The 21,781-nt window shown below is 74.4% G+C and carries 17 protein-coding genes; 3 read left to right on the top strand and 14 right to left on the bottom strand.

Features of this window, described 5'->3' with window-relative positions:
* Positions 1 to 334 precede the first annotated feature (334 nt).
* From CRP52_RS07595 to CRP52_RS07620, 6 genes are all read right to left on the bottom strand, one after another.
* Positions 335 to 967: a hypothetical protein gene (locus CRP52_RS07595; protein ID WP_097235700.1), complete on the bottom strand. Its 633-nt coding sequence runs from the start codon at positions 965 to 967 to the stop codon at positions 335 to 337.
* Positions 964 to 2,031 (bottom strand): ParA family protein, encoded by a 1,068-nt coding sequence (locus CRP52_RS07600; RefSeq protein ID WP_030245868.1) that lies wholly within the window; start codon positions 2,029 to 2,031, stop codon positions 964 to 966. Before CRP52_RS07600 ends, CRP52_RS07595 begins: the two co-directional genes overlap by 4 nt.
* Before the next feature lie 425 nt (positions 2,032 to 2,456).
* Positions 2,457 to 3,572: an alanine dehydrogenase gene (gene ald / locus CRP52_RS07605; protein WP_097235702.1), complete on the bottom strand. Its 1,116-nt coding sequence runs from the start codon at positions 3,570 to 3,572 to the stop codon at positions 2,457 to 2,459.
* A gap of 261 nt (positions 3,573 to 3,833) precedes the next feature.
* Positions 3,834 to 6,023, bottom strand: coding sequence for a tetratricopeptide repeat protein (locus tag CRP52_RS07610; protein WP_179852717.1), 2,190 nt, complete (start codon positions 6,021 to 6,023; stop codon positions 3,834 to 3,836).
* A 298-nt stretch (positions 6,024 to 6,321) separates the two neighbouring features.
* A complete protein-coding gene (locus tag CRP52_RS07615) occupies positions 6,322 to 6,969 on the bottom strand; it encodes an NUDIX domain-containing protein (RefSeq protein ID WP_097235704.1) in 648 nt (215 codons plus the stop codon).
* A gap of 107 nt (positions 6,970 to 7,076) precedes the next feature.
* A complete protein-coding gene (locus CRP52_RS07620; protein WP_257032350.1) occupies positions 7,077 to 8,756 on the bottom strand; it encodes a CTP synthase in 1,680 nt (559 codons plus the stop codon).
* Between the two features lie 720 nt (positions 8,757 to 9,476).
* Between CRP52_RS07620 and CRP52_RS07625 the strand changes: the two genes are divergently transcribed.
* The gene (locus tag CRP52_RS07625; RefSeq protein ID WP_101948160.1) at positions 9,477 to 11,489 is read left to right on the top strand and encodes a glycoside hydrolase family 15 protein; all 2,013 of its coding nucleotides are present in this window, start codon (positions 9,477 to 9,479) and stop codon (positions 11,487 to 11,489) included.
* A gap of 19 nt (positions 11,490 to 11,508) precedes the next feature.
* Here CRP52_RS07625 and CRP52_RS07630 read toward each other — a convergent pair whose 3' ends face one another.
* From CRP52_RS07630 to yczE, 3 genes are all read right to left on the bottom strand, one after another.
* Positions 11,509 to 12,693, bottom strand: a complete 1,185-nt coding sequence (locus CRP52_RS07630; RefSeq protein WP_179852718.1) for a glycosyltransferase family 4 protein — start codon at positions 12,691 to 12,693, stop codon at positions 11,509 to 11,511.
* A 168-nt stretch (positions 12,694 to 12,861) separates the two neighbouring features.
* Positions 12,862 to 14,595 (bottom strand): DNA repair protein RecN, encoded by a 1,734-nt coding sequence (recN, locus tag CRP52_RS07635; protein ID WP_097239914.1) that lies wholly within the window; start codon positions 14,593 to 14,595, stop codon positions 12,862 to 12,864.
* An 88-nt stretch (positions 14,596 to 14,683) separates the two neighbouring features.
* Complete coding sequence (yczE, locus tag CRP52_RS07640) at positions 14,684 to 15,427, bottom strand: membrane protein YczE (protein ID WP_373560468.1); 744 nt, start codon at positions 15,425 to 15,427, stop codon at positions 14,684 to 14,686.
* A 129-nt stretch (positions 15,428 to 15,556) separates the two neighbouring features.
* Between yczE and yczR the strand changes: the two genes are divergently transcribed.
* The gene (gene yczR / locus CRP52_RS07645) at positions 15,557 to 17,056 is read left to right on the top strand and encodes a MocR-like transcription factor YczR (RefSeq protein WP_097235706.1); all 1,500 of its coding nucleotides are present in this window, start codon (positions 15,557 to 15,559) and stop codon (positions 17,054 to 17,056) included.
* Positions 17,057 to 17,114: 58 nt separating this feature from the next.
* Here the strand turns inward: yczR and CRP52_RS07650 are convergent, their stop codons facing one another.
* The 4 genes from CRP52_RS07650 to CRP52_RS37590 all read right to left on the bottom strand — a co-directional run bounded on the left by CRP52_RS07650 (position 17,115) and on the right by CRP52_RS37590 (position 20,074).
* The gene (locus CRP52_RS07650; protein WP_097235707.1) at positions 17,115 to 18,020 is read right to left on the bottom strand and encodes an NAD kinase; all 906 of its coding nucleotides are present in this window, start codon (positions 18,018 to 18,020) and stop codon (positions 17,115 to 17,117) included.
* Positions 18,021 to 18,111: 91 nt separating this feature from the next.
* Entirely contained in the window at positions 18,112 to 18,918 is an 807-nt protein-coding gene (locus tag CRP52_RS07655) for a TlyA family RNA methyltransferase (RefSeq protein ID WP_097235708.1), read from the bottom strand.
* 36 nt (positions 18,919 to 18,954) lie between these two features.
* On the bottom strand, positions 18,955 to 19,191 hold the full coding sequence (locus tag CRP52_RS07660) for a hypothetical protein (protein WP_097235709.1): 237 nt from the start codon (positions 19,189 to 19,191) through the stop codon (positions 18,955 to 18,957).
* Entirely contained in the window at positions 19,175 to 20,074 is a 900-nt protein-coding gene (locus CRP52_RS37590; RefSeq protein ID WP_143685683.1) for a hypothetical protein, read from the bottom strand. Before CRP52_RS37590 ends, CRP52_RS07660 begins: the two co-directional genes overlap by 17 nt.
* 180 nt (positions 20,075 to 20,254) lie before the next feature.
* Between CRP52_RS37590 and CRP52_RS07670 the strand changes: the two genes are divergently transcribed.
* Complete coding sequence (locus CRP52_RS07670) at positions 20,255 to 20,602, top strand: SCP2 sterol-binding domain-containing protein (RefSeq protein WP_097235710.1); 348 nt, start codon at positions 20,255 to 20,257, stop codon at positions 20,600 to 20,602.
* A gap of 76 nt (positions 20,603 to 20,678) precedes the next feature.
* Here CRP52_RS07670 and CRP52_RS07675 read toward each other — a convergent pair whose 3' ends face one another.
* Complete coding sequence (locus CRP52_RS07675) at positions 20,679 to 21,716, bottom strand: HAD-IIA family hydrolase (RefSeq protein ID WP_097235711.1); 1,038 nt, start codon at positions 21,714 to 21,716, stop codon at positions 20,679 to 20,681.
* Positions 21,717 to 21,781 lie beyond the last annotated feature (65 nt).

Below are 21,781 nucleotides of genomic sequence, written 5' to 3' on the forward strand. Positions count from 1 at the left end.
CCCGCACCCCGCCACGCCCCGGGGCCACCGACACGCCGCGTCACCGGGCCCCTCGGACGGCCCGGCGCCCTGCGGAGACGGCCCTCCAGGGCACCGTCACGAGCCTCAGGCCCGGGCCACCGGCCCGGACGCCCCCCGATCGCCCCACGGCCCCGCAACAGCCGACAACGGCCCTCGCGCCACGCCGCCGCCCATGAGCCCGGCTCATGACCCTCGGTGCCCCCGAGGCAGACAGCCCCATGAGCCCGACTCATGACCGAGGCCCCACAGCCACCGGCTACCGAACTACCGGCCACCGGCTACTGGTAGACCGCCCTACCGCCGCGCCGCCGCCCTACCGCCCGCGCAGGCGCCGAACCAGGATGGACGCCTCGCCGCGCTGCTCCAGGTCCGCCAGGACGACCGCGATGGCCTCCCGGACGATCCGCCCGCGGTCCACGGCCAGGCCGTGCTCGCCGCGCAGCACCAGCCGGGTGTGCTCCAGGTCCATGAGCTCCTCGGCGGACACGTACACGGTGATCTTCTCGTCGTGCCGCTCGCGCCCGCTGGGCCTGCGCGGCGCGCGCCCACGCGGCCGGGCGCGCCCGGCGGCAGCGGTCTGCTCCTCGACGGCACCCGCGTGCGTACGGCCCGCCGGAGCGGCCGCGCCCCGGCCGCCTGCGACGCCGGCGACACCCGCACCACCCGCGACGCCCGGAACCCCCGTGCCCCCCGCAACCCCACCGGGCCGCTGGGCGGCCGGCTGCGCCGGCGCCGGAACGGTGCCGGTCATCGACTGCTCCGGCGTCAGCTGCCGGTCGTCCTGGGCGCCCTGGGCGGAGTCGGCGCCCTCGGCACCGTCCTGGCCGTTGACGGTCCGCGCGGTCTCCGGTCTGGATGCCTCGGCAGCCGGACGCGGCGCGAGGGACGGCGACAGCGCCATCCCGCCGGTGGTCCGGAACAGCTCGTCGGCACCCGGGAGACTCACTCGGCGGGGCGGCACCGGTCGAGCACCTCCCTGGCGAGCTGACGGTAGGCGGCGGCACCGACCGAGTTGGTCGCGTACGTGGTGATGGGCTCGCCGGCGACGGTGGTCTCCGGGAAGCGCACGGTCCGCCCGATGACGGTGTGGAAGACGTGCTCGCCGAACGCCTCGACGACCCGCGCCAGCACCTCACGGCTGTGCACGGTGCGCGAGTCGTACATGGTCGCGAGGATGCCGTCCAGGCGCAGCTCGGGGTTGAGCCGCTCGCACACCTTCTCGATGGTCTCGGTCAGCAGCGCGACACCGCGCAGCGCGAAGAACTCGCACTCCAGCGGCACGATCACGCTGTGAGCGGCCGTCAGCGCATTGACCGTCAGCAGGCCCAGCGAGGGCTGGCAGTCGATGATGACGTAGTCGTAGTCGGGCAGCAGCGGCTTCAGGGCGCGCGCCAGCGCGGACTCCCGCGCCACCTCGCTGACCAGCTGCACCTCGGCGGCGGAGAGGTCGATGTTGGACGGCAGCAGGTCCATGCCCGGCACGGCCGTCTTGAGCAGCACCTCATCGGCCGTCAGGCCCCGCTCCATGAGCAGGTTGTAGACGGTGACGTCGAGCTCCATCGGGTTGACCCCGAGGCCGACCGAGAGCGCGCCCTGCGGGTCGAAGTCGACGAGCAGCACCCGGCGGCCGTACTCGGCCAGCGCCGCGCCCAGGTTGATGGTCGACGTGGTCTTGCCGACGCCGCCCTTCTGGTTGCACATGGCGATGATCTGGGCGGGGCCGTGCTCGGCGACCGGCGCGGGGATCGGGAAGTACGGCAGCGGACGGCCGGTCGGGCCGACCCGCTCGCGGCGCTGGCGCGCGGCGTCGGGGGCCAGCGTGGCGGCGTACTCCGGGTCCGGCTCGTACTCGGCGTCCGGGTCGTCGTAGGCGCCGTAGGCGAACTCGCCGTAGGCCAGGCCGTAGGCCGCCAAGTCGGCGTCGTGATCGGTCACCGTGGTCACCTGCGCTGTGTTCTGGCGTGCTTCGAAAGTGCGGAGTGCGACCGAGCCGACCTCGGCCGAGCCCACGGAGGGCTGCCGGGCCCCGGGCTCCTCACTCGGCTGGGCGGCGGTGTACTGCGCCAGTCCTGGCTGACCACCCCCGGGAGCAATTGTCGACTCATTCACAAGTCGTCTTACCTCCTTGGGCATCCAGGACTCTATGTCGATTCGTCAGCGTGGCAGCATGCCGACGGTTTGCGACTCTAGGCCGTTCAAGGCGTTCGCAGCAACACAATCCACGGTAGTGGGCAGGATGTGTCGACTATCGGGCGGGCTGCTGTCAAGGGATGAGTGGGTCATCTACCCCGACGTTTCTGCGGGCGGGTGACATGACCGACCGAAATTGACGACAGAGCGACCTACCCGGTCCGCCCGCCGTTCACGGGCACGGCGAAGCCCCCGACCCGAAGTCATCGGGTCGGGGGCGAACGACCGCCGTGCGGTCAGGGGGTTCAGGCGAGCACGCTCTCCAGCGAGACCGACTCCAGACCGAAGGCCTCGGCCACGGCCGGGAAGGTGATCTGGCCCTCGTGCACGTTCAGGCCCTTGGCGAGCGCCGGGTCGCGGCGCAGCGCCTCCTTCCAACCGCGGTTCGCCAGCTCGATGACGTACGGCAGCGTGGCGTTGGTCAGCGCGTAGGTGGAGGTGTTCGGGACGGCGCCCGGCATGTTGGCCACGCAGTAGAAGACCGAGTTGTGGACCTGGAAGGTCGGCTCGTCGTGCGTGGTCGGGCGCGAGTCCTCGAAGCAGCCGCCCTGGTCGATGGCGATGTCGACGAGCACGGAGCCCGGCTTCATGCGGGAGACCAGCTCGTTGGTGACGAGCTTCGGGGCCTTGGCGCCCGGGATCAGCACGGCGCCGATGACCAGGTCGGCGTCGAGGACGGCCTTCTCCAGCTCGAAGGAGTTGGACATGATGGCCTTGATCTTCGTGCCGAAGATGCGGTCGGCCTCGCGCAGCTTGTTGATGTCGCGGTCCAGCAGGGTCACGTCGTAGCCCATGCCGATGGCGATGGTGGCCGCGTGCCAGCCGGAGACGCCACCGCCGATGACGACGGCCTTGGCCGGGTGGGTGCCGGGCACGCCGCCGGGCAGCACGCCGCGGCCGCCGGCCGGACGCATCAGGTGGTACGAGCCGACCTGCGGGGCCAGGCGGCCCGCGACCTCGGACATCGGGGCGAGCAGCGGCAGCGCGCCGTTGCCCAGCTGGACGGTCTCGTACGCGATGGCGGTGGTGCCCGAGGCGACCAGCGCGTCGGTGCCGGCCCGGTCGGCCGCCAGGTGCAGGTACGTGAAGACGGTCTGGCCCTTGCGCAGCCGGTGGTACTCGGAGGCGATGGGCTCCTTGACCTTCAGCAGCAGGTCGGCAGTGGCCCACACCTCGTCGGCGGTGGGGAGGATGGTGGCGCCGGCGGCCACGTACTCCTCGTTGGGGATCGAGGAGCCGAGACCGGCGTTGTCCTCGATGTAGACCTCGTGTCCGTTGCGGACCAGCTCATGCACGCCGGCGGGCGTGATGGCCACGCGGTACTCGTGGTTCTTGACCTCGCGGGGGATGCCGACCTTCACGACTGAACACGTCCTCTTGCCATGGGGGTCCCGACCGGAGAAGACCGGTGGGCGACGCGCACGTGGGGAAGCCTCCGGGCAGCCCGGGGCGGGGATCGCTGCGCGACTAGGTCCGAGTGTAATGAAGCCCAGTCGGCGTGTCAGCCTTCCAAAGTGAATAATTTTCCCGCACACATTGGCAGGTTCGTAGGCTTCCCCTGCGACTTACCCGCCAAAGACGTCGGAACCAGGCATCTTCGACAATACCTCCGAACCTGCCCGTCACCACCCGGCGTCGACGCGTTCCCGCAGGTCCGCAAGGGCCGCCCCGACCGCCTCCAGGCCGCGCTCGTCGCCGAGCCTGCGCAGGACCGCCAGCGCCGCCCGGTACTCGCGGTCGGCCTCGTCGAAGCGGCGCTGCGCGGTGTGCGCCTCGGCCACCCGGGCGAGCAGCCGGGCCTCGGCCGCGTGGTCCCCGAGCGACTGCCGCAGGCCGAGCGCCCGCCCGTACCAGTCGGCGGCGCGCACCGCGTCGCCGAGCGCCCGGTGGCAGCCGGCCGCGCCCTCCAGGGCGCGCGCGCAGAGCGGTTCGTCGTCGGCGGTCCGGGCGTGCTCCAGGGCGGCCCGGTAGTGCGCGGCAGCCTGCTCCCAGCGGCCCGCGGAGACCTGCAGGTCGCCCAGGTTGAGCAGGGCGGCGGAGGCCCGGCGGGGCCGGCGGTTGCGCTCGGCGACGGTCAGCACCAGCTCGTGCAGCCGGTAGAGGTCGGTGGGTGCCGCGGCGCCGGTCAGCGGCAGCGCGCGCAGCAGCGCGGTGACCAACCTCCCGGCCGAGCCGTCCAGGTCGCCCTGACCGATCGCGTCGGCCACCGCGCCGAGCAGCAGCTCCCGCTCCCCGAGCAGCCACTCCCGGGCGTGCGCCGCCGAGCGCAGCCGCAGCGCGGCCGGCAGCGGCTCAGGGGCCGCACCGGCTCCTGCACCCGAGCCGGCGCCGTCGGCCGGTTCGAGCAGCGCCCGGGCTGACTCGGTGAGCCGGACCAGCCGTTCCAGCAGCCGGGCCCTGGCGAGCTCGGTCTCGGCGGGCCGGTCCTCCTGCTGCCGCAGCCTGACCAGCCGGGGGTAGAGCCGCCCGGGCACCCGGTAGCGCGGGGTGCCGTCGGCGGCGGGTGCCTCCTCGCCCAGCAGCTCCCGCTCGGCGAGCGCCGCCAGGGTGGCGGCCGCCTCCGGCACCGGACAGCCGACCAGGGCGGAGGCGGTGCGCGGGTCGGCCGTCTGGGCCGGGGCCAGGGTGAGGGTGCGCAGCATCCGTGCCTGGGCGGCCGGCAGTGCGCGGTAGAGCAGGGCGAACGCACCGAGCAACGGGTCGTTGTCGGGGACGGGCACCGGCTCGGCCGGCTCCGGGCCGGGCTTGACCCAGGCCGCCGGGTCGCCCGCCGACTCGGCGCCGGGGGCGGCCGCCTTCTCCCCCTTCTTCTTGGCGGTGCTCCGAGGCGCGTCCTTGGGCCCGCTCTCGGGCACGGACTTCTGCGCGACCCTCGACGGCTTCGCCGTCGCCTCCGCTTTCCCGAGCGCCTTCCCGGCCGCGTTCCCGGCCACCGCCCCGGCCGCGTTCCCGGCGGCGCCCCCGGCCGTCTTCCCAGCCGCCGTCCCCCCCGCCTTCCTCGAACCGTCCTTGGCCCCCGCCGCAGCCGCCGTCTCCTCCCCCACCACCAGGTTCAGCTCCCGCGCCGCGTCGGTCACCGCGCTCTTCGGGCTCCCGCGCAGCCACCCCGCCATCAGCCGCAGCGTGGCCGGCCGGGCGGCGCAGGCCTCGGCCAGGTCGGCCGCGCCGACCGGGTCGCAGGAGATCCGGGTGCCGCCGACCAGGTCGGCCAGCAGCTCGCCGGAGGCCGTCCGGTCCAGCCCGCCGAGGATCACCGGGTCGATGTCCTCGATCCCGGTGAGCGGCCCGGCCGTGGTGGCGAGCACCAGGCAGCCGGGTTCGTCGGCGAGCAGCGGCCACACCTGCCCGGCGTCCCGTACGTCGTCCAGGACGAGCAGCACCCGCAGCCCCGCCAGCGCCTCGCGCAGCGCGACGCAGCCCGGCTCGTCGCGCCCGTCCCCGGCCGTTCCGGGCAGCGGCACGGGGGACTCGGGGTCGAGCTGTTCCAGCAGCAGCCGGGCGGCCCGTGCGGGCGGCACCCGGCCGCCGTCGGCGGCGGACATCCGGGCGAACAGCACGCCGTCCGGGTAGTCGGCGGCGACGGTGCGGGCGAAGCGCGCGGCCAGCGCGGTCCGCCCGGAGCCGGGGCGCCCGGCCAGGACCAGGACCGGGCAGCGGCCGCTGGCCGGGCGGGCGGCGGCCGCCCGCAGCGCGGCCAGTTCGGCGCGCCGCCCGACGAACAGTGCGGGCCCGGCCGGCAGCCGGTCCAGGCCCGGGACGGCCCCGGCGGGCGCGCCGGGGCCGGGGTCCATCGTCGCCGTCTTCCTCGCCACCCGTGCCACTCCCGACGTCATCCCGCTCGGCATCCGACGCTCGGCATCCGGACTCGACGTCCGGTGCTCGGACGGTGCTCGGAGGTCCGGTGCCCAGCGGAGGCGGCCCGGGACGGGCGCCCTGTCTGCGAAGCGTAGTTCGACCGTCCGGCTCGGCCGAGGTGACATCCGGTCGTACGAACCGGCGAATCACTCGGTCGAATCAACCGGTACGGCCGTCGGCACCCCGGAGCACCGCCCCCGTCCGGACGAACCCGGGGAAACCGGGCCAGCCGGTCCGGCCGGGCGGACCGACCGCTCAGGCCTCGAAGGGCCGGGCCGGCCAGGGCGAGTCCGCCGGGCGCAGCGCGTCCAGCCCGTCCGGCCCGGTGAGCGCGGCGTGCACGGCGAGGGTGCCGGTGATCAGGGTCGGGTTGTGCAGGTGGCCGCCCTGGATGAGCCGGATCAGCTCCGGCACCGGCACCCAGGCGACCTCGATCTCCTGTTCCTCGCCCTCGGCCGCGTAGCGCTCTCCCTCGGCCGCCGACAGGTCGGTGGCCAGGAACATCCGCAGCGCCTCGTCGGTGCCGCCCGGGGAGGTGTAGTAGTCGGCCAGGATCCGCCAGGTGTCGGCCTTGCAGTGCGCCTCCTCGTACAGCTCGCGCTGGGCGGCGTGCCACGGGTTCTCGCCGGGGACGTCGAGCAGGCCGGCTGGCAGCTCCCAGAGCCGCTGGCGCACCGGGTGGCGGTACTGGCGCAGGACCAGGACCCGCCGGCGGTCGTCGAGGGCGAGCACCGAGACCGAGCCGGGGTGGGTCTGGTAGTCACGGCGGGCCCAGCTGCCGTCGGGCATCCGGACCTCTTCGCTGCGCACGCCGGTGACCTTGCCCTGGAACGGCGTCCGACCGGCCCGGACCTCCCATTCCTCGGCCACGTCGGTGATCACCCGGTCGCTCTGCTCGTCCATCGCTCTCCCCTTTTCGTCAGTACGACACAATCTAACGCCGAACGGCGGCCCCGCGGGAATCGCGGGGCCGCCGTCCGGTGAACGACCGAGGCCGAGGAGGGGAAGACCTACTCGGAGGCAGCGGTCTTGATCTCGATGGCAGCCTTGACCAGTCCCGCGAACAGCGGGTGCGGGCGGGTCGGGCGGGACTTCAGCTCCGGGTGGGCCTGGGTGGCCACCAGGTAGGGGTGCACCTCGCGCGGGTACTCGACGTACTCGACCAGGTCGCCCTTGGGCGAGAGGCCGGAGAAGGTCAGGCCGGTCTTCTCCAGGTCCGCGCGGTAGGCGTTGTTGACCTCGTAGCGGTGGCGGTGGCGCTCCTCGACGTACGGCTCGCCGCCGTAGACCTCGCGGACGATCGAGCCCTCGGCGAGCTTGGCCGGGTACAGGCCCAGGCGCATGGTGCCGCCCAGGTCGCCCTTGCCGTCGACGATGGCCAGCTGCTCGGCCATGGTGGAGACGACCGGGTGCTTGGCGGCGGCGTCGAACTCGGTGGAGTTGGCCTCGGGCAGGCCGGCCAGGTTGCGGGCGGCCTCGATGACCACGCACTGCAGGCCCAGGCACAGGCCCAGCAGCGGGACCTTGTTCTCACGGGCGTAGGTGATGGCGCCGACCTTGCCGTTGACGCCGCGGTCGCCGAAGCCGCCGGGGATGCAGATCGCGTCCACGTCGCCGAGCTGCTCGCGGGCGCCCTCGGGCGTCTCGCACTCGTCCGAGGTGACCCACTTGATCTCGACCCGGGCGTTGTTGGCGAAGCCGCCGGCACGCAGCGCCTCGGTCACCGACAGGTAGGCGTCCGGCAGGTCGATGTACTTGCCGACCAGGGCGACCTTGACGATGTGCTGCGGCTCGTGGACGCGGCGCAGCAGGTCGTCCCAGGTGGTCCAGTCCACGTCGCGGAACGGCAGGTCCAGGCGGCGCACCACGTAGGCGTCCAGGCCCTCGCCGTGCAGCACCTTGGGGATGTCGTAGATCGACTTGGCGTCGATGGCCGCGACCACGGCCTCCTCGTCCACGTCGCACATCAGCGAGATCTTGCGCTTGATCGCCTGCGGGACCTCGCGGTCGGCACGCAGCACGATGGCGTCCGGCTGGATGCCGATGTTGCGCAGCGCGGCGACGGAGTGCTGGGTGGGCTTGGTCTTCAGCTCGCCGGAGGGGCCGATGTACGGCAGCAGGGAGACGTGCACGAAGAACACGTTGTCCCGACCGACCTCGTGGCGGACCTGGCGGACGGCCTCCAGGAACGGCAGCGACTCGATGTCTCCGACGGTGCCGCCGACCTCGGTGATCACCACGTCGACGTCCTCGGTCGCCATCCGGCGGATCCGGGACTTGATCTCGTTGGTGATGTGCGGGATGACCTGGACGGTGTCGCCCAGGTACTCGCCGCGGCGCTCCTTGGCGATGACGGTCGAGTACACCTGGCCGGTGGTGACGTTCGCCGAGCCGTGCAGGTTGGTGTCCAGGAACCGCTCGTAGTGGCCGATGTCCAGGTCGGTCTCGGCCCCGTCGTCGGTGACGAAGACCTCACCGTGCTGGAACGGGTTCATGGTGCCCGGGTCCACGTTGAGGTACGGGTCGAGCTTCTGCATCGTCACACGCAGGCCGCGGGCCTTGAGCAGGGCGCCGAGGCTGGAGGCGGTGAGCCCCTTGCCGAGCGAAGAGGCGACACCCCCGGTGACGAAGAGGTGCTTGGTCGTCACGGCGCGGCCGTTCGCTGCCTTGCCGGAATGGGGCTGTGCCAAGAGGGGGCTCCCGTGGGTCGTGTGTCGAAGGTGACGTGGGCGGGAAGCTCTCGGCTCGCCGGGCGACGGGAGGCCGGCGGGGTGCGCGGCGCTCGAAGGGTCGTCGGTTCGGCTGGTCCGGGGCGTTTGATCCCGCCGGTCCACGGGATACCAGGGTAACAGTGACCCGACCGGGTCGCCGTTCGGGCCGCGCGCGCCGCACCGGGGGCGCGCGCCGGGCGCACCACCCGCGCATCATCCGCCGCATGAGTCACACCGGTCGCACGACCCACCGGACCGGGCCAGGCCGGGGCGTCCGGCCGGGCCATGCCGGATCCTCCTGGCAGGCCACCCGGAGGTGATCCTTCCGGACCATCCTTCGCCACACGCCCGCGATGCACGGCATTTCCGCCGAATTGCGGCGCCACACCGGGCCTCGCCCGCGTGCTTCGCCCCTTTCGTCCGTCGTAAGCTGCACGGACGCATCGCCGACAGCACGAGCACGCGGAGGGCGTGGGAGGGTCAGGACACTCCCGGTCCCCGATGCGCGACCGGACCTCCCCGTATTGCAGCTCCTCCCCACCCACTCCAGGGGCTCGACCGAGCCCCGCGCGGACACTCCAGCAAGGCCTGCCACCACCCCCGGCAGTCCGGACGTCCCGGGGTGGACCCCCGGCCCCGCAGACCGCTCGCTCCCTCCGCTCGCCGATGCCCTGACCACATTGCGAACTGGAGATCCACGTGGCCGGCCGTATCGAGGACTACGCACTCATCGGGGACATGCAGACCGCTGCCCTGGTCAGCAGGGACGGGGCGGTGGACTGGCTCTGCCTCCCCCGCTTCGACTCGCCGGCCGTGTTCGCCGGCCTGCTCGGCACCGATGAACACGGCTTCTGGCGGATCGGCCCGGCCGAAGCCGTCGTGTCCTCGGTCCCCATGCCCGTGCCCGTCCCCGCCGCCGCCACGGCCCCCACCACCGCGGGCCGGGTACGCATCGCCGACACCGCCGACCTGCGCGTTCCCCCGCCCACCGCCGCCGCCCCCGCCGTGCCCGCCGACCGCCGCCGCTACCGGGGCGACTCGCTGATCCTGGAGCAGGAGTGGGACACCCAGGGCGGCACCGTGCGGGTGATCGACTTCATGCCGCCGCGCCCGCTGGCCGGCAAGGATGCCGTCCCCCAGGTGATCCGGATCGTCGAGGGCGTGGCCGGCAGCGTCCGGATGCGCTCGGCGGTGCGGATGCGCTTCTCGTACGGCCGCATCGTGCCCTGGGTGCACCGCGTCGAGCAGGCTGACGGCGGCCACCGCACCGTCGCCATGGCCGGGCCCGACTCGGTCTGGCTGGACGGCGAGGCCGACACCTACGGCCGCAACCTCACCACCTACGCCGACTTCACCGTGACCGCCGGCGAGCGGATCGCCTTCGCCCTCACCTGGCAGGCCTCCCACCTGGACCCGCCCACCGCCCCGGACGCCGAGGAGATGCTGGACGCCACCGCCGACTTCTGGCACGAGTGGGCCGACCAGTGCACCTACCAGGGCCCCTACCGCGAGGCCGTGGTCCGCTCCCTGATCACCCTCAAGGGCCTCACCTACGCCCCCACCGGCGGCATCGTCGCCGCCCCCACCACCTCGCTGCCCGAGGACATCGGCGGCGAGCGCAACTGGGACTACCGCTACACCTGGCTGCGCGACGCCGCGATCACCCTCTCCTCCCTGCTGCGCACCGGCTACCGCGACGAGGCCCGCGCCTGGCGCGAATGGCTGCTGCGGGCCGTGGCGGGCGACCCGGAGAACCTGCAGATCATGTACGGCATCGCGGGCGAGCGCGAGCTCACCGAGTCCTCGCTGGACTGGCTGCCCGGCTACGAGGGCTCCCAGCCCGTCCGGGTCGGCAACGGCGCCGCCGGGCAGCTCCAGCTCGACGTCTACGGCGAGGTCGTCGAGGCCCTGCACCTGGCCCACATGACGGGCCTGGTCCGCAACGACCACGCCCACCACCTGCAGCTGCGCCTGATCGACTACCTGGAGGACCACTGGCAGGAGCCGGACGAGGGCATCTGGGAGGTCCGCGGCCCGCGCCGGCACTTCGTCCACTCGAAGGTGATGGCCTGGGTCGCCGTCGACCGCACCATCAAGCTGCTGGAGCAGACCCCCGAGGACGCCCCCGCCGACGGCCACCTGGAGCGCTGGCGCGAGCTGCGCGAGACCATCCACCGGGACGTCTGCGAGAAGGGCTACGACCCGGAGCGCAACACCTTCACCCAGTACTACGGCGGCCGGGAGCTGGACGCCTCGCTGCTGCTCATCCCCCAGGTCGGCTTCCTGCCGCCGGACGACAAGCGGGTGATCGGCACCATCGAGGCGATCCAGCGCGAACTGTCCACCGAGGACGGCTTCGTGCTCCGCTACCCGACCCACGACGAGTCGGGCAACAACGTGGACGGCCTCTCCGGCCACGAGGGCGCCTTCCTGGCCTGCTCGTTCTGGCTGGCCGACGACCTCGCCATGATCGGCCGGGTCCAGGAGGCCCGCGAGCTGTTCGACCGGCTGCTCGCGCTTCGCAACGACCTGGGCCTGCTCGCCGAGGAGTGGGACCCGCGGCTCAAGCGCCAGGTCGGCAACTTCCCGCAGGCCTTCAGCCACGTCCCGCTCATCGACACCGCCCTGCGGCTGACCGCCTGCGGCGCCGCCTACCTGTCCGCCCAGCCGGACGGCCTGGCCGCCGACCGGGCCGAGCAGGCCACCGTCTGAGCCGCGGCGAGGACGTGCTTCAGGCGCGCTGGACCAGTTCGTCGTAGGTGCTGAGCACCTGGGCGACGGTGGCGGCCTCGTCCGGCCAGGTCTCGGCCTGCTGCCGGCCGGCCGCCACCAGCTGCTCGCGCCGGGCCGGGTCGGCCAGCAGGGCACGCACCGCCTCGCCGATCGCGGCCGGGTCACCGGCGGGCACCAGCACGGCGGCGTCACCGACCAGTTCGGGGATGCCGCCGACGGCGGTGGCGACGACCGGCACGCCGGCCCGCATCGCCTCCTGCACCACCAGCGAGCGGGCCTCCCAGCGGCTGGAGACCACCACCACGTCGGCGGCAGCCAGCAGGTCGGGCACGTCGGTGCGGTAGCCGAGCAGCCGCACCGGCAGCTTCTCGGCGGCCGCCCGCTCGCGCAGCGGGCCCGCCTCCGGGCCGTCCCCGGCGAGCAGCACCAACGGCTCCGGGTCCAGGGCGGACAGTTCCCGGGCGGCGTCCAGCAGCAGTCCGAAGGCCTTCTGCGGGACGAGCCGGCCGATCGCCAGCACCAGCGGGCGGTCCGGGCCGTCGCCGTCGCCGAGCAGCGCGGCGCGCGCCTCGGCCCGGCCGAGCCGGCCCTCGGGCATCGGCGGGGCGGCCACCGGGCCGAGCCGGGCGTCGGTGGCGCCCAGTTCGCGGGCCCGGGCGACCAGGTCGGAGGAGGCGCCGAGGACGAGGTCGGCGGCGCGGGCCACCCGGCGTTCCATCAGCCGCTGCAATCGGCGCTCCATGCCCGTGGCCAGCAGCGCGTGGTGCGAGGTGACCACCAGCGGCGTCTCCGGGCGCAGGCCCGGGAAACGGCCGGCGGTGCGCAGCGCGAGATCGGAGAGCAGTCCGGCGCGCAGCCCGTGGGCGTGCACCACGTCGGCGCCGGTGAAGGCCCTGCGCAGCTCGCCGATCGCGGTGGCGTCGCTGCGGGCGCCCGCGGTGGGGGTGATGTCGACGGTGTGGAACCGGGCGCCCGTCCGGGAGAAGCCGAACAGCGCGTCCGTGCCGGCCGGTGCGCAGACCGTGACGGTCACCCCGTGCGCGACCAGGCCGTGGGCCAGGGAGCGCACGTGCGCACCGATGCCGCCGGTGCTGGCGGCCAGGACGAGTACCACGTGCAGCTGCCCCGGTTCCGGGGCGGCCGCGGTGGCACGGGCGGCGGAATGGTCCACGTCGTCTCGCATCCGACTCGATCAGGTTCGCGCGCCGCTTCGCGAGGATTGCCCGCCGGGCGGCGCTCGGGGCTGGGAAGCCAGTGTCCAGCCGCCACCATGCCAGGTCGGCGGCCCTCTTGGACAGTCGGCGGCACCGGGGCGCGTCGCCGACCTGCCCGCGGGGGCCGCCGACGGCGGCTACCGGCGGCGCGGGGCGCGGGCGGCGGCCAGCAGCTCCTCGGCGTGGGCGCGGCCCAGCTCCGAGTCCTCCAGGCCGGCCAGCATCCGGGAGAGTTCGCGGACCCGCTCCTCGTCGTTCAGCACCTTGACGCCGCTGCGGGTCACGGTGCCGTCGTTGGTCTTCTCCACCACCAGGTGCCGGTCCGCGAACGCGGCGACCTGCGGGAGGTGGGTGACCACCACGACCTGGGCGGACTCGGCCAGTTTGGCCAGCCGGCGGCCGATCTCGACCGCGGCCTTGCCGCCGACGCCGGCGTCCACCTCGTCGAAGAGGTAGGTCGGGACGGGGTCGGCGCCCGCGAAGACCACCTCGACGGCGAGCATCACCCGGGACAGCTCACCGCCGGAGGCGCCCTTGGCGATCGGGCGGGGCTGGGCGCCCGGGTGCGGGGCGAGCAGCACCTCGACCTCGTCCACGCCGTGCGGGCCGTAGGCGACGGTACGGCCGTCGATCTCGATCCCGGACAGGTCGTCGAGTTGACTGATCGAGAAGGTCACCCGGGCGTGCGGCATGGCGAGTTCGGCGAGTTCGGCGGAGACGGCCTCGGCGAAGCGGCCGGCCGCGGCCTGCCGGGCCTGCGACACCTCGGCCGCCAGTTCGGCCAGTTCGGTGCGCAGCTCGGTCTCCCGGGCGCCCAGTTGGTCGATCCGGTCGTCGTCGCCGTCGAGTTCGGCGAGCCGTACGGCCCCGGCCTCGGCCCAGGCGATCACCTCGGCGAGGGTGTTCTCCTCGCCGCCGTACTTGCGCAGCAGCTGGGCCAGGACGGCCCGGCGGTCCTCGACGGCGGCCAGGCGCACCGGGTCGGCGTCCAGGTCGTCGGCGTAGCCGGCCAGGTCGCCGGCCACGTCGGCGAGCAGGTAGCCGACCTCGTTGAGGCGGTCGGCGAGCGCGGCCAGCCGCTCGTCGTGGTGGCGTACGGCGTCCAGGGCCCGGCGGGACTGCGCGAGCAGGGTGCCCGCGTCCAGGGCCTCCGGGTCGGCCGGGTCGCCGGCCAGGGCGGCGTGGGCGAGGGTCGCGGCGGAGGAGAGCGCGTCGGCGTGGCCGAGCCGTTCGGCCTCGGCGGCGAGTTCGGTGTCCTCGCCTGCCACCGGCTCGGCGGCGGTGATCTCGTCCAGGCCGAAGCGCAGCAGGTCGGCCTCCTGGGCGCGTTCGCGGGCCCGGGTGGTCAGCTCCTCCAGCGTCGCGGAGACCTCGCGCAGGGCGCGGTAGGTCTCGCGGTAGCGGGCCAGCGGCTCGGCCACCGCCTCGCCCGCGTACCGGTCCAGCGCGCCGCGCTGGCGGGCCGGGCGCAGCAGGCGCTGCTGGTCGGTCTGGCCGTGCACGGCGATCAGGTCCTCGCCGAGCTCGGCGAGCAGCCCGACCGGGACGGCCCGCCCGCCGACGTGCGCGCGGGAGCGGCCCTCGGCGGAGACGGTCCGGCTGATCAGCAGGGCCCCGTCGTCCAGTTCGGCCCCGGCCTCGACGGCGCGGGCCGCCGCCGGGGAGTCGGCGGGCAGTTCCAGCCGGCCCTCGACGACGGCGCGTCCGGTGCCGTTGCGCACCAGGCCCGGGTCGGCGCGCCCGCCGAGCAGCAGGCCGAGGCTGGTGACGACCATGGTCTTGCCGGCCCCGGTCTCACCGGTCACGGCGGTGAAGCCGGGGGCGAGTTCGACCACCGCGTCGTCGATGACCCCAAGATCCCGTATCCGCATCTCGTCCAACACGGAGACGACCTTACGAGGTTCCGCCCCCGGCGCGCGACGAGCGGCAACGGCGCGCGGCAATTCCGCGCCCCGAAACTCACTCCTTCCGGGCGTTTCGCGAGGGCACCGGCACGGTGCACCAGGGCAGGAAGAACTGCACCAGCGGGCCGATGGCCAGCGCGTACGCGACGGTGCCGATCCCGGCGGTGCCGCCGAGCAACAGGCCGACGGCGAGTACGGCCAGTTCGATACCGGTGCGGATCAGCCGCAGCGAGCGGCCGGTGCGCCGGTGCAGTCCGGTCATCAGGCCGTCCCGCGGCCCGGGACCCAGGCGCGCGCCGATGTAGAGGCCGGTGGCCAGACCGTTGAGCGTGATCGCGGCAACCGCCCCGGCGATCCGGACCGGCAGACCGGGCAGGTCGCCGACGAACCGCAGGGTGAGGTCCATCGCCGCGCCGATCACCAGCACGTTGGCGACGGTGCCCAGGCCCGGGCGCTGGCGCAGCGGTATCCACAGCAGCAGGACCAGGGCTCCGCAGATGGTCACCCAGGTGCCGACCGAGAGGCCGATGCTGCGTTGCAGGCCCTGGTGCAGCACGTCCCACGGGTCCAGGCCGAGGCCGGAGCGGAGCATCAGCGCCATGCTCGCGCCGTACAGCGCCAGGCCGGCGAACAGCTGCGGGATCCGGCGGCCGAGGGCACCGGTGTCGCCGAGGACGCGGGCCACGAGGGTGCTCTCCGCGGTGGCCGGTACGGGCGCGGTCATGCCGGCCGGTACGGGCGCCGCGGCCGGTACGGGCTTGGACGTGGTGGCTGGTTCGGGTGTGGTCGTGGTGGCCAACGGTGCTCCTGCGATGGTGCTGCACCTCCGGGCGGCCCGGTGGTGGCGGACGGTACGGCCGCCCTGCCATGATGGCCGGGCCAAAACGGCCCGCTCCAGGGCCAATCTCGAGCAAGTGGACTGATCGCCATGGCCGACTGGCACACCACCGTCACCCCGCCCGCACTGGCCCGGCTGCTCGCCACCGCCCGGCTCCCCGAGTCGGCCGCCACCCGCCGCCCCGCCTACCGCTCCCTCGCCGCCCGCATCCGTCTGCTGGTCACCGAGGGCCGGCTGCCGGTCGGCGCCCGCCTGCCCGCCGAACGCGAGCTGGCCTCCGCCCTGGAACTGAGCCGCACCACCGTCGCCACCGCCTACGAGACGCTGCGCGACGAGGGCTACCTGCACAGCCGGCGCGGCGCGGGCAGCTGGACCGCCCTGCCCGAGGGCGCCCCGCCGCCCGGCGACGCCCTGCACCCCGTCCCGCCGGACGAGCAGGACCGCACCCTGGACCTCGGCGTCGCCGCCCTGCCCGCCCCGCAGCCCTGGCTCGGCGCCGCCGCCGCCCGGGCCGTCGAGCAGCTGCCCTACTACGCCTCCGGGCACGGCCACTACCCCACCGGCGTCCCGGTGTTGCGCGAGGCCGTCGCCCGCCGCTACACCGAGCGCGGCCTGCCCACCACCCCCGACCAGGTTCTGGTCACCACCGGCGCGATGGGCGCCCTGCACCTGGTCCAGCGGGCGCTGGTCGGCCGCGGCGACCGGGTCGCCGTCGAGGCGCCCAGCTACGCGCACACCCTGCAGGCCCTGCGGCTCACCGGCGCCCGCCTGGTCCCGGTGCCGTACGCCTGGGCCGCCGGCCCCCGCTGGGACGAGGAGGAGTGGCAGGGGGTGCTGCGCGGCGCCGCACCCAAGCTCGCCTACGTCATCCCGGACTTCCACAACCCGACCGGCACGCTGATCGACGAGGAGCAGCGCCGCGAGCTGCTGGCCGCCGCCCGGGCCGCCGGGACGGTCGTCCTGGTGGACGAGACCACCGCCGAACTCGGCTGGGGCGTGGCCGAGTCCACGCCGCTGCCGCGCCCGGTGGCGGCGCTGGACCGGTCCGCCCAGGTGGTCACCGTGGGCTCGGCCGGCAAGCTGCTCTGGGGCGGTCTGCGGATCGGCTGGGTCCGGGCCGCGCCCGCGCTGGTGCGCCGGCTGGCGAGCGAGCGGGTCTACAGCGACGTCGGCACCCCGGTGCTGGACCAGCTGATCGCCGCCGAACTGCTCGGCGAGCCGCTGCCCGCCGTACGGGCCCACCAGCTGGCCCGGCTGCGGGCCACCGCGCACGCCTTCGCCACCGCGCTGCCCGCGCACCTGCCCGACTGGGGCTTCCACCTGCCCCCCGGCGGGCTCGCGCTCTGGGTCTCCACCGCCGGGGTGTCCGGCGCCGCGCTGGCCCTGGCCGGGGAACGCGACGGGGTGCGGATCGCCTCGGGCAACCGCTTCGGCTCGGACGGCGCCTTCGAGCACCACATCCGGATCCCGCTCACGGTGCCCGCCGCGACCGTCCCCGCCGCCGTCGAACGCCTCGCCGGGCTGGCCGCCCGCGCGGCGGCCGGCTCCCGGCTCGGCCCGGCCGAGGAAGCCCAGCCGCTGGCGGTCTGACGGACCGCCAATCACCTTGCCCCGAGCCGGTCCTGGCGTCCAACCCCTGGCGCTCGTCCTAGTGGTGGTCGGCCCGGCCGCGCCAACCCGTCACCGGCAGCGCGAACTTGGCCACCAGCCGGTCGGTGAACGGCGCCCGGTGCAGTCTGGCCAGCCGCACCGGCGTCTGCCCCCGGCGCACCTCCACCCGGGCCCCGGCGGGCAGTTCGACCGAGCGCCGCCCGTCGCACCAGAGCACCCCGTGCGGGGTCTTCGGCTGCACCTCGACGGCCAGCACCGACTCCGGCGAGGTCACCAGCGGGCGGGCGAACAGCGCGTGCGCCGAGATCGGCACCATCAGCAGCGCCTCGACCTCCGGCCACACCACCGGGCCGCCACCGGAGAACGCGTACGCGGTGGAACCGGTCGGCGTCGCACACACCACGCCGTCGCAGCCGAAGTTGGAGACCGGGCGGCCGTCCACCTCGGTGACCACCTCCAGCATCCGCTCCCGGGACGCCTTCTCGATCGACGCCTCGTTCAACGCCCAGTCCTGGTGCACCACGTCGCCGTTGGTGCGGACGATGACGTCGAGGGTCATCCGTTCCTCGACCTCGTAGTCGGCGTCGACCACCCGCTCGACCACCACCGCCAGGTCGTCCCGCTCGGCCTCCGCGAGGAAGCCCACCCGGCCCAGGTTGATCCCGAGCATCGGCAGCCCGTGCGAACGGGCCAGCTCCGCGCCGCGCAACAGCGTCCCGTCCCCGCCGGCCACCAGGATCAGCTCACAGCCGTCCGCCGCCCCGAGGCCCTCGGCCACCTTCTCGACGCCGTCCGGCAGGTCCAGGTCGACCGCCTCGGCCTCCAGCAGCCGGATCCGGAGCCCTGCCTTCAGCAGCCCGTGCACCAGGCTCTCGACGCTGCGCAGCGCCGCCTCCCGGCCGGTGTGCGCGATCAGGAAGACCGTACGTGCTTCATCGCTCATGCCGCTGCCCTCTCCCTAACGCCGGCCGGGTCGCCCTCGGCCCCGGTGCGGCCGCCATACAGCATGACGGGCCGGACGTCCGCAGAGCACCCTATCGGGGCCCCTCCGCCACGGCCCGGTCCGCCTCCGCGGGGTCCAGCTGCGGGGCGTCCCGGCGCAGCCAGAGGAAGTACTCCACATTGCCGGACGGCCCCGGCAGGGGGCTCGCGGTCACGGCCCGCACGCCCAGCCCGAGCTCCCACGCCTGCCCGGCGACCTGGCGCACCATCTCGGCGCGCAGCTGCGGGCTGCGCACCACCCCGCCGCTGCCCAGACGCTCCTTGCCGATCTCGAACTGCGGCTTGACCATCAGCACCAGGTCCGCGTCCTCGGCCGCGCAGGACGCGAGCGCCGGCAGCACCAGGCCCAGCGAGATGAACGACAGGTCGCCCACCACCAGGTCCACCGGGGTGCCACCGATCAGCTCCAGGGTCAGCTCGCGCACATTGGTGCGGTCCATCACGGTGACCCGCTCGTCGCTCTGCAGCGACCAGGCGAGCTGCCCGTAGCCGACGTCCACCGCCAGCACGCCGGCCGCCCCGGCCCGCAGCAGCACGTCGGTGAAGCCGCCGGTGGACGCGCCCGCGTCAAGCGCCCGACGGCCCTCGACCACCAGGCCCTGCGGCACGAACGCCGCGAAGGCCCCGGCCAGCTTGTGGCCGCCGCGCGAGACGTAGTCGGGGTCGTTGTCGTCCTTGGCCACCACGACCGCCGCCGAGGTCTCCACCTGAGTGGCCGGCTTGGTCGCGGTGGTGCCGCCGACGGTCACCCGGCCGGCCGCGATCAGCTCGGACGCGTGCTCACGCGACCGGGCCAGCTTGCGGCGGACCAGCTCCGCGTCGAGTCGGCGTCGTGCCACTGCCACTGGTGTTTCAGCTCCTACCGGTCCTACGGGTCATTCCTGGTCGAGCGCGGCCAGTGTGTCGGCCAACCGCTGGTGAACATCTTCGTACACCGCGACGTGTGCCTCGGCCGGGACCCCGTCCAGGGCCTCCAGCCGGGCCAGCCCGGCGTCCACGGCGGGGTGGCCGGTCGGGGCCAGCTCGACGCCCAACGGCTCCACCTGCCCGGCCGGTGCGCCCGCGTCGGACGGACCACCGGTCGGTTCGCTCGTCTCACTCGTCTCGGGCATCGGGCTTCTTCGTGCTGGTGGCCTTGCGGACGGTGGTCCGCTTGGTCGCCGTCCGCTTCGCGGCGGCCTTGGGCTGCGTGGCCGCCTTGGGCTGTGCGGCGGCCTGCTTGGCGGTGGCGCTCTTCTTGACGGTCGTCGTCTTCCTGGCGGCCGCCTTGCCGGCGGCCGCCTTCGCAGCGGTCTTCCCGGCGGTCTTCTCGGCCGGGGCCTTCTCGGCGGTGGCCTTCCTGGCCGGGGCCTTCTTCGCGACCGGCTTCCCGGCCGCCGCGTTCTCCTTCCCGGCCTCCTTCCCCGCTCCCTTCTCCGCCGCGGTCCGGCGCGCGGGCGCCTTCCGCGGCACAGCGGGCACGGCCGGGGCGGCCGGGGTGGCCGGCGGCACCGGTGGATCGACCTCGACCGGCTCGTCCACCTCCACCCGCTCGGCGACTATCGGCTCCCCCACCGAGCGGCCCGCCGAACGTTCCTCCTCGAACTCCCACCCGCGCCCGAACAGGTCGTCCGCCCGCGGCGCCGGCACCGGCTCCTCCGCCCCGTACGCACCCGTCCCGGGCTCCGCCGCCGGAGCCTCCTCCTCGACCTCGCTCAGCTTGCTCTCCAGGTACGCCAGCACCACCCCGACCTTGGTGACCTGGTCGCCGACCTTCTCGAAGACCTTCTCCGCCTCGTTGCGCGCCACCCCGACCGCCAGGTCCACCCCGGCCCGCCCGGCGGTGAACGCCTCCTCGGCCAGGGTCTGCAGCGTCTTCGCCGACGGCGGGAACTGCCCGCCCAACCGGCGCTCGACGTCGGCGACGTCGACCCCGGCCTTCTCCAGGATCACGGCCGCCGTCCCGACGACCCGCTTGCCGACCTCCTCGACCACCCCGGCGGCGGTCTCCACCACTCCCCGAACCGTCCTCGGCAGCATCCGGGTGCCTCCCAATCGCCTGCGCGCGTCCCTGCGTCGCCCTCGGCACCCGGGCCGTTCCGGGCACCCCACGGACGACGCTACCGCCAAAACCCCGCTGAGGTACCGTGGGCCCGCAGTCAGCACCGTAGCGACCAGGGGATGGAGCCACCGCCCATGGCGAACGCCGAGGAGTGCCGCGAGGCGCTGGAGCAGCTCAGCCGGAACATGGCGAAGTCCACCGGTGACGTCCACAAGGCCGCAGCCCTCGACCGCTCGGTCAGCTGCCGGATCACCGACCTCGACCTGACCTTCACCGGGCAGCTGCGGGACGGCCGGATCCAGGACGTGGTCGTCACACCGGGAGCGCCCGCAGGCAAGGCCGAGATCCGGCTCACCATGAGCAGCGACGACCTGGTCGCCCTGGTCGGCGGCCGGCTGAACTTCGCGTCCGCCTGGGCGAGCGGCCGGGTCCGGCTGGAGGCGGGCTTCCGCGACCTGCTGCGGCTGCGCGCCCTGCTCTGAACCCGGCCGTCGGCCCTGCCCGAAGGCCCCGGGGCCTCGAAGATCCGGGCCCTCGAAGACCCCGGTCGGAGATCCGTCAGAAGCCCAGCTCGGCCAGCGCCTTCCGCCCCTCCACCGGCGCGCCGTCCGTGTCCAGCGCCGTCCACGCCGCCGCGCACAGCGCCCGCAGACCGTCCCAGCTGTCCCCGGCCCCGGTCACGTGCAGCGCGCCGCCCTCGACCCGGGCGGCCCAGCCGCCGCACCCGAAGCCGTCGCCCTCGACCGTCACCGCCGCGTGCGGGACGAGCAGTCCGCGCAGGTCGGCCGCCAGGTAGGTCGGCCGGTGCTCGGCCGGGGCCGCCAGCAGCAGCTCCGGGGTGGTCACCCCGGTGAAGACCAGCAGACTGTCCACCCCGCCGTTGAACGCGCCCTCGATGTCGGTGTCCAGCCGGTCCCCGACCACCAGCGGCCGCTTCGCGCCGGTGCGCAGCACGGTCTCCCGGTGCATCGGCGGCAGCGGCTTGCCCGCCACCTCCGGCTCCACCCCGGTCGCTGCCCGCACCGCCGCGACCAGCGTGCCGTTGCCCGGCGCGATGCCCCGCGCCCGCGGCACCGTCAGGTCCAGGTTGGACGCCACCCAGGGCAGCCCGCTCTGCACCGCGTACGAGGCCTCCGCCAGGTCCGTCCAGCCCACCGAGGGATCGAAGCCCTGGACCACCGCGAGCGGCTGGTCGGCCAGCGAGCGGACCGCGACCAACCCCTGCTCGGCCAGCGCCTCCTCCAGCCCGAGACCGCCCACCACCAGCACCTTCGCGCCGGGCGGCACCTTCTCGGCGACCACCCGGGCGGCCGCCTGGGCCGAGTTGATCACGTCGGTGGGCTCGGCCGGAACGCCCAGCTCGGTCAGGTGCTCGGCCACCACGCGCGGCGGGCGGGAGGCGTTGTTGGTCACGTACGCGAGCCGCATCCCGGCCGTCCGGGCGGCGTCCAGCGAGGCCACCGCGTGCTCGATCGCCTGCGCCCCGGCGTAGACCACGCCGTCCAGGTCCAGCAGCGCCGTGTCGTACGCCTCGGTCAGCGGCCGCTCGCTGCCGCCCGGGGTGGTCCGTCGCACGGGGGTGGCCGTCTCGGTCATGGCTGCGCTACCTCATTCACTGCGTCGTCATTCAGTATGTCGTCCGTCAGGTCGTTCACCGGTCC

This window comes from Streptomyces sp. 1331.2, assembly GCF_900199205.1.
Lineage (GTDB): Bacteria > Actinomycetota > Actinomycetes > Streptomycetales > Streptomycetaceae > Kitasatospora.

Bases quoted from the DNA above. Each gene is read 5' to 3' on its own strand.
- CRP52_RS07615 (WP_097235704.1), bottom strand. From the start codon at position 6,969: ATGGACGAGCAGAGCGACCGGGTGATCACCGACGTGGCCGAGGAATGG.
- CRP52_RS07630 (WP_179852718.1), bottom strand. From the start codon at position 12,693: ATGCGAGACGACGTGGACCATTCCGCCGCCCGTGCCACCGCGGCCGCC.
- recN (WP_097239914.1), bottom strand. From the start codon at position 14,595: ATGCGGATACGGGATCTTGGGGTCATCGACGACGCGGTGGTCGAACTC.
- yczR (WP_097235706.1), top strand. From the start codon at position 15,557: ATGGCCGACTGGCACACCACCGTCACCCCGCCCGCACTGGCCCGGCTG.
- CRP52_RS07650 (WP_097235707.1), bottom strand. From the start codon at position 18,020: ATGAGCGATGAAGCACGTACGGTCTTCCTGATCGCGCACACCGGCCGG.
- CRP52_RS07660 (WP_097235709.1), bottom strand. From the start codon at position 19,191: ATGCCCGAGACGAGTGAGACGAGCGAACCGACCGGTGGTCCGTCCGAC.
- CRP52_RS07670 (WP_097235710.1), top strand. From the start codon at position 20,255: ATGGCGAACGCCGAGGAGTGCCGCGAGGCGCTGGAGCAGCTCAGCCGG.
- CRP52_RS07675 (WP_097235711.1), bottom strand. From the start codon at position 21,716: ATGACCGAGACGGCCACCCCCGTGCGACGGACCACCCCGGGCGGCAGC.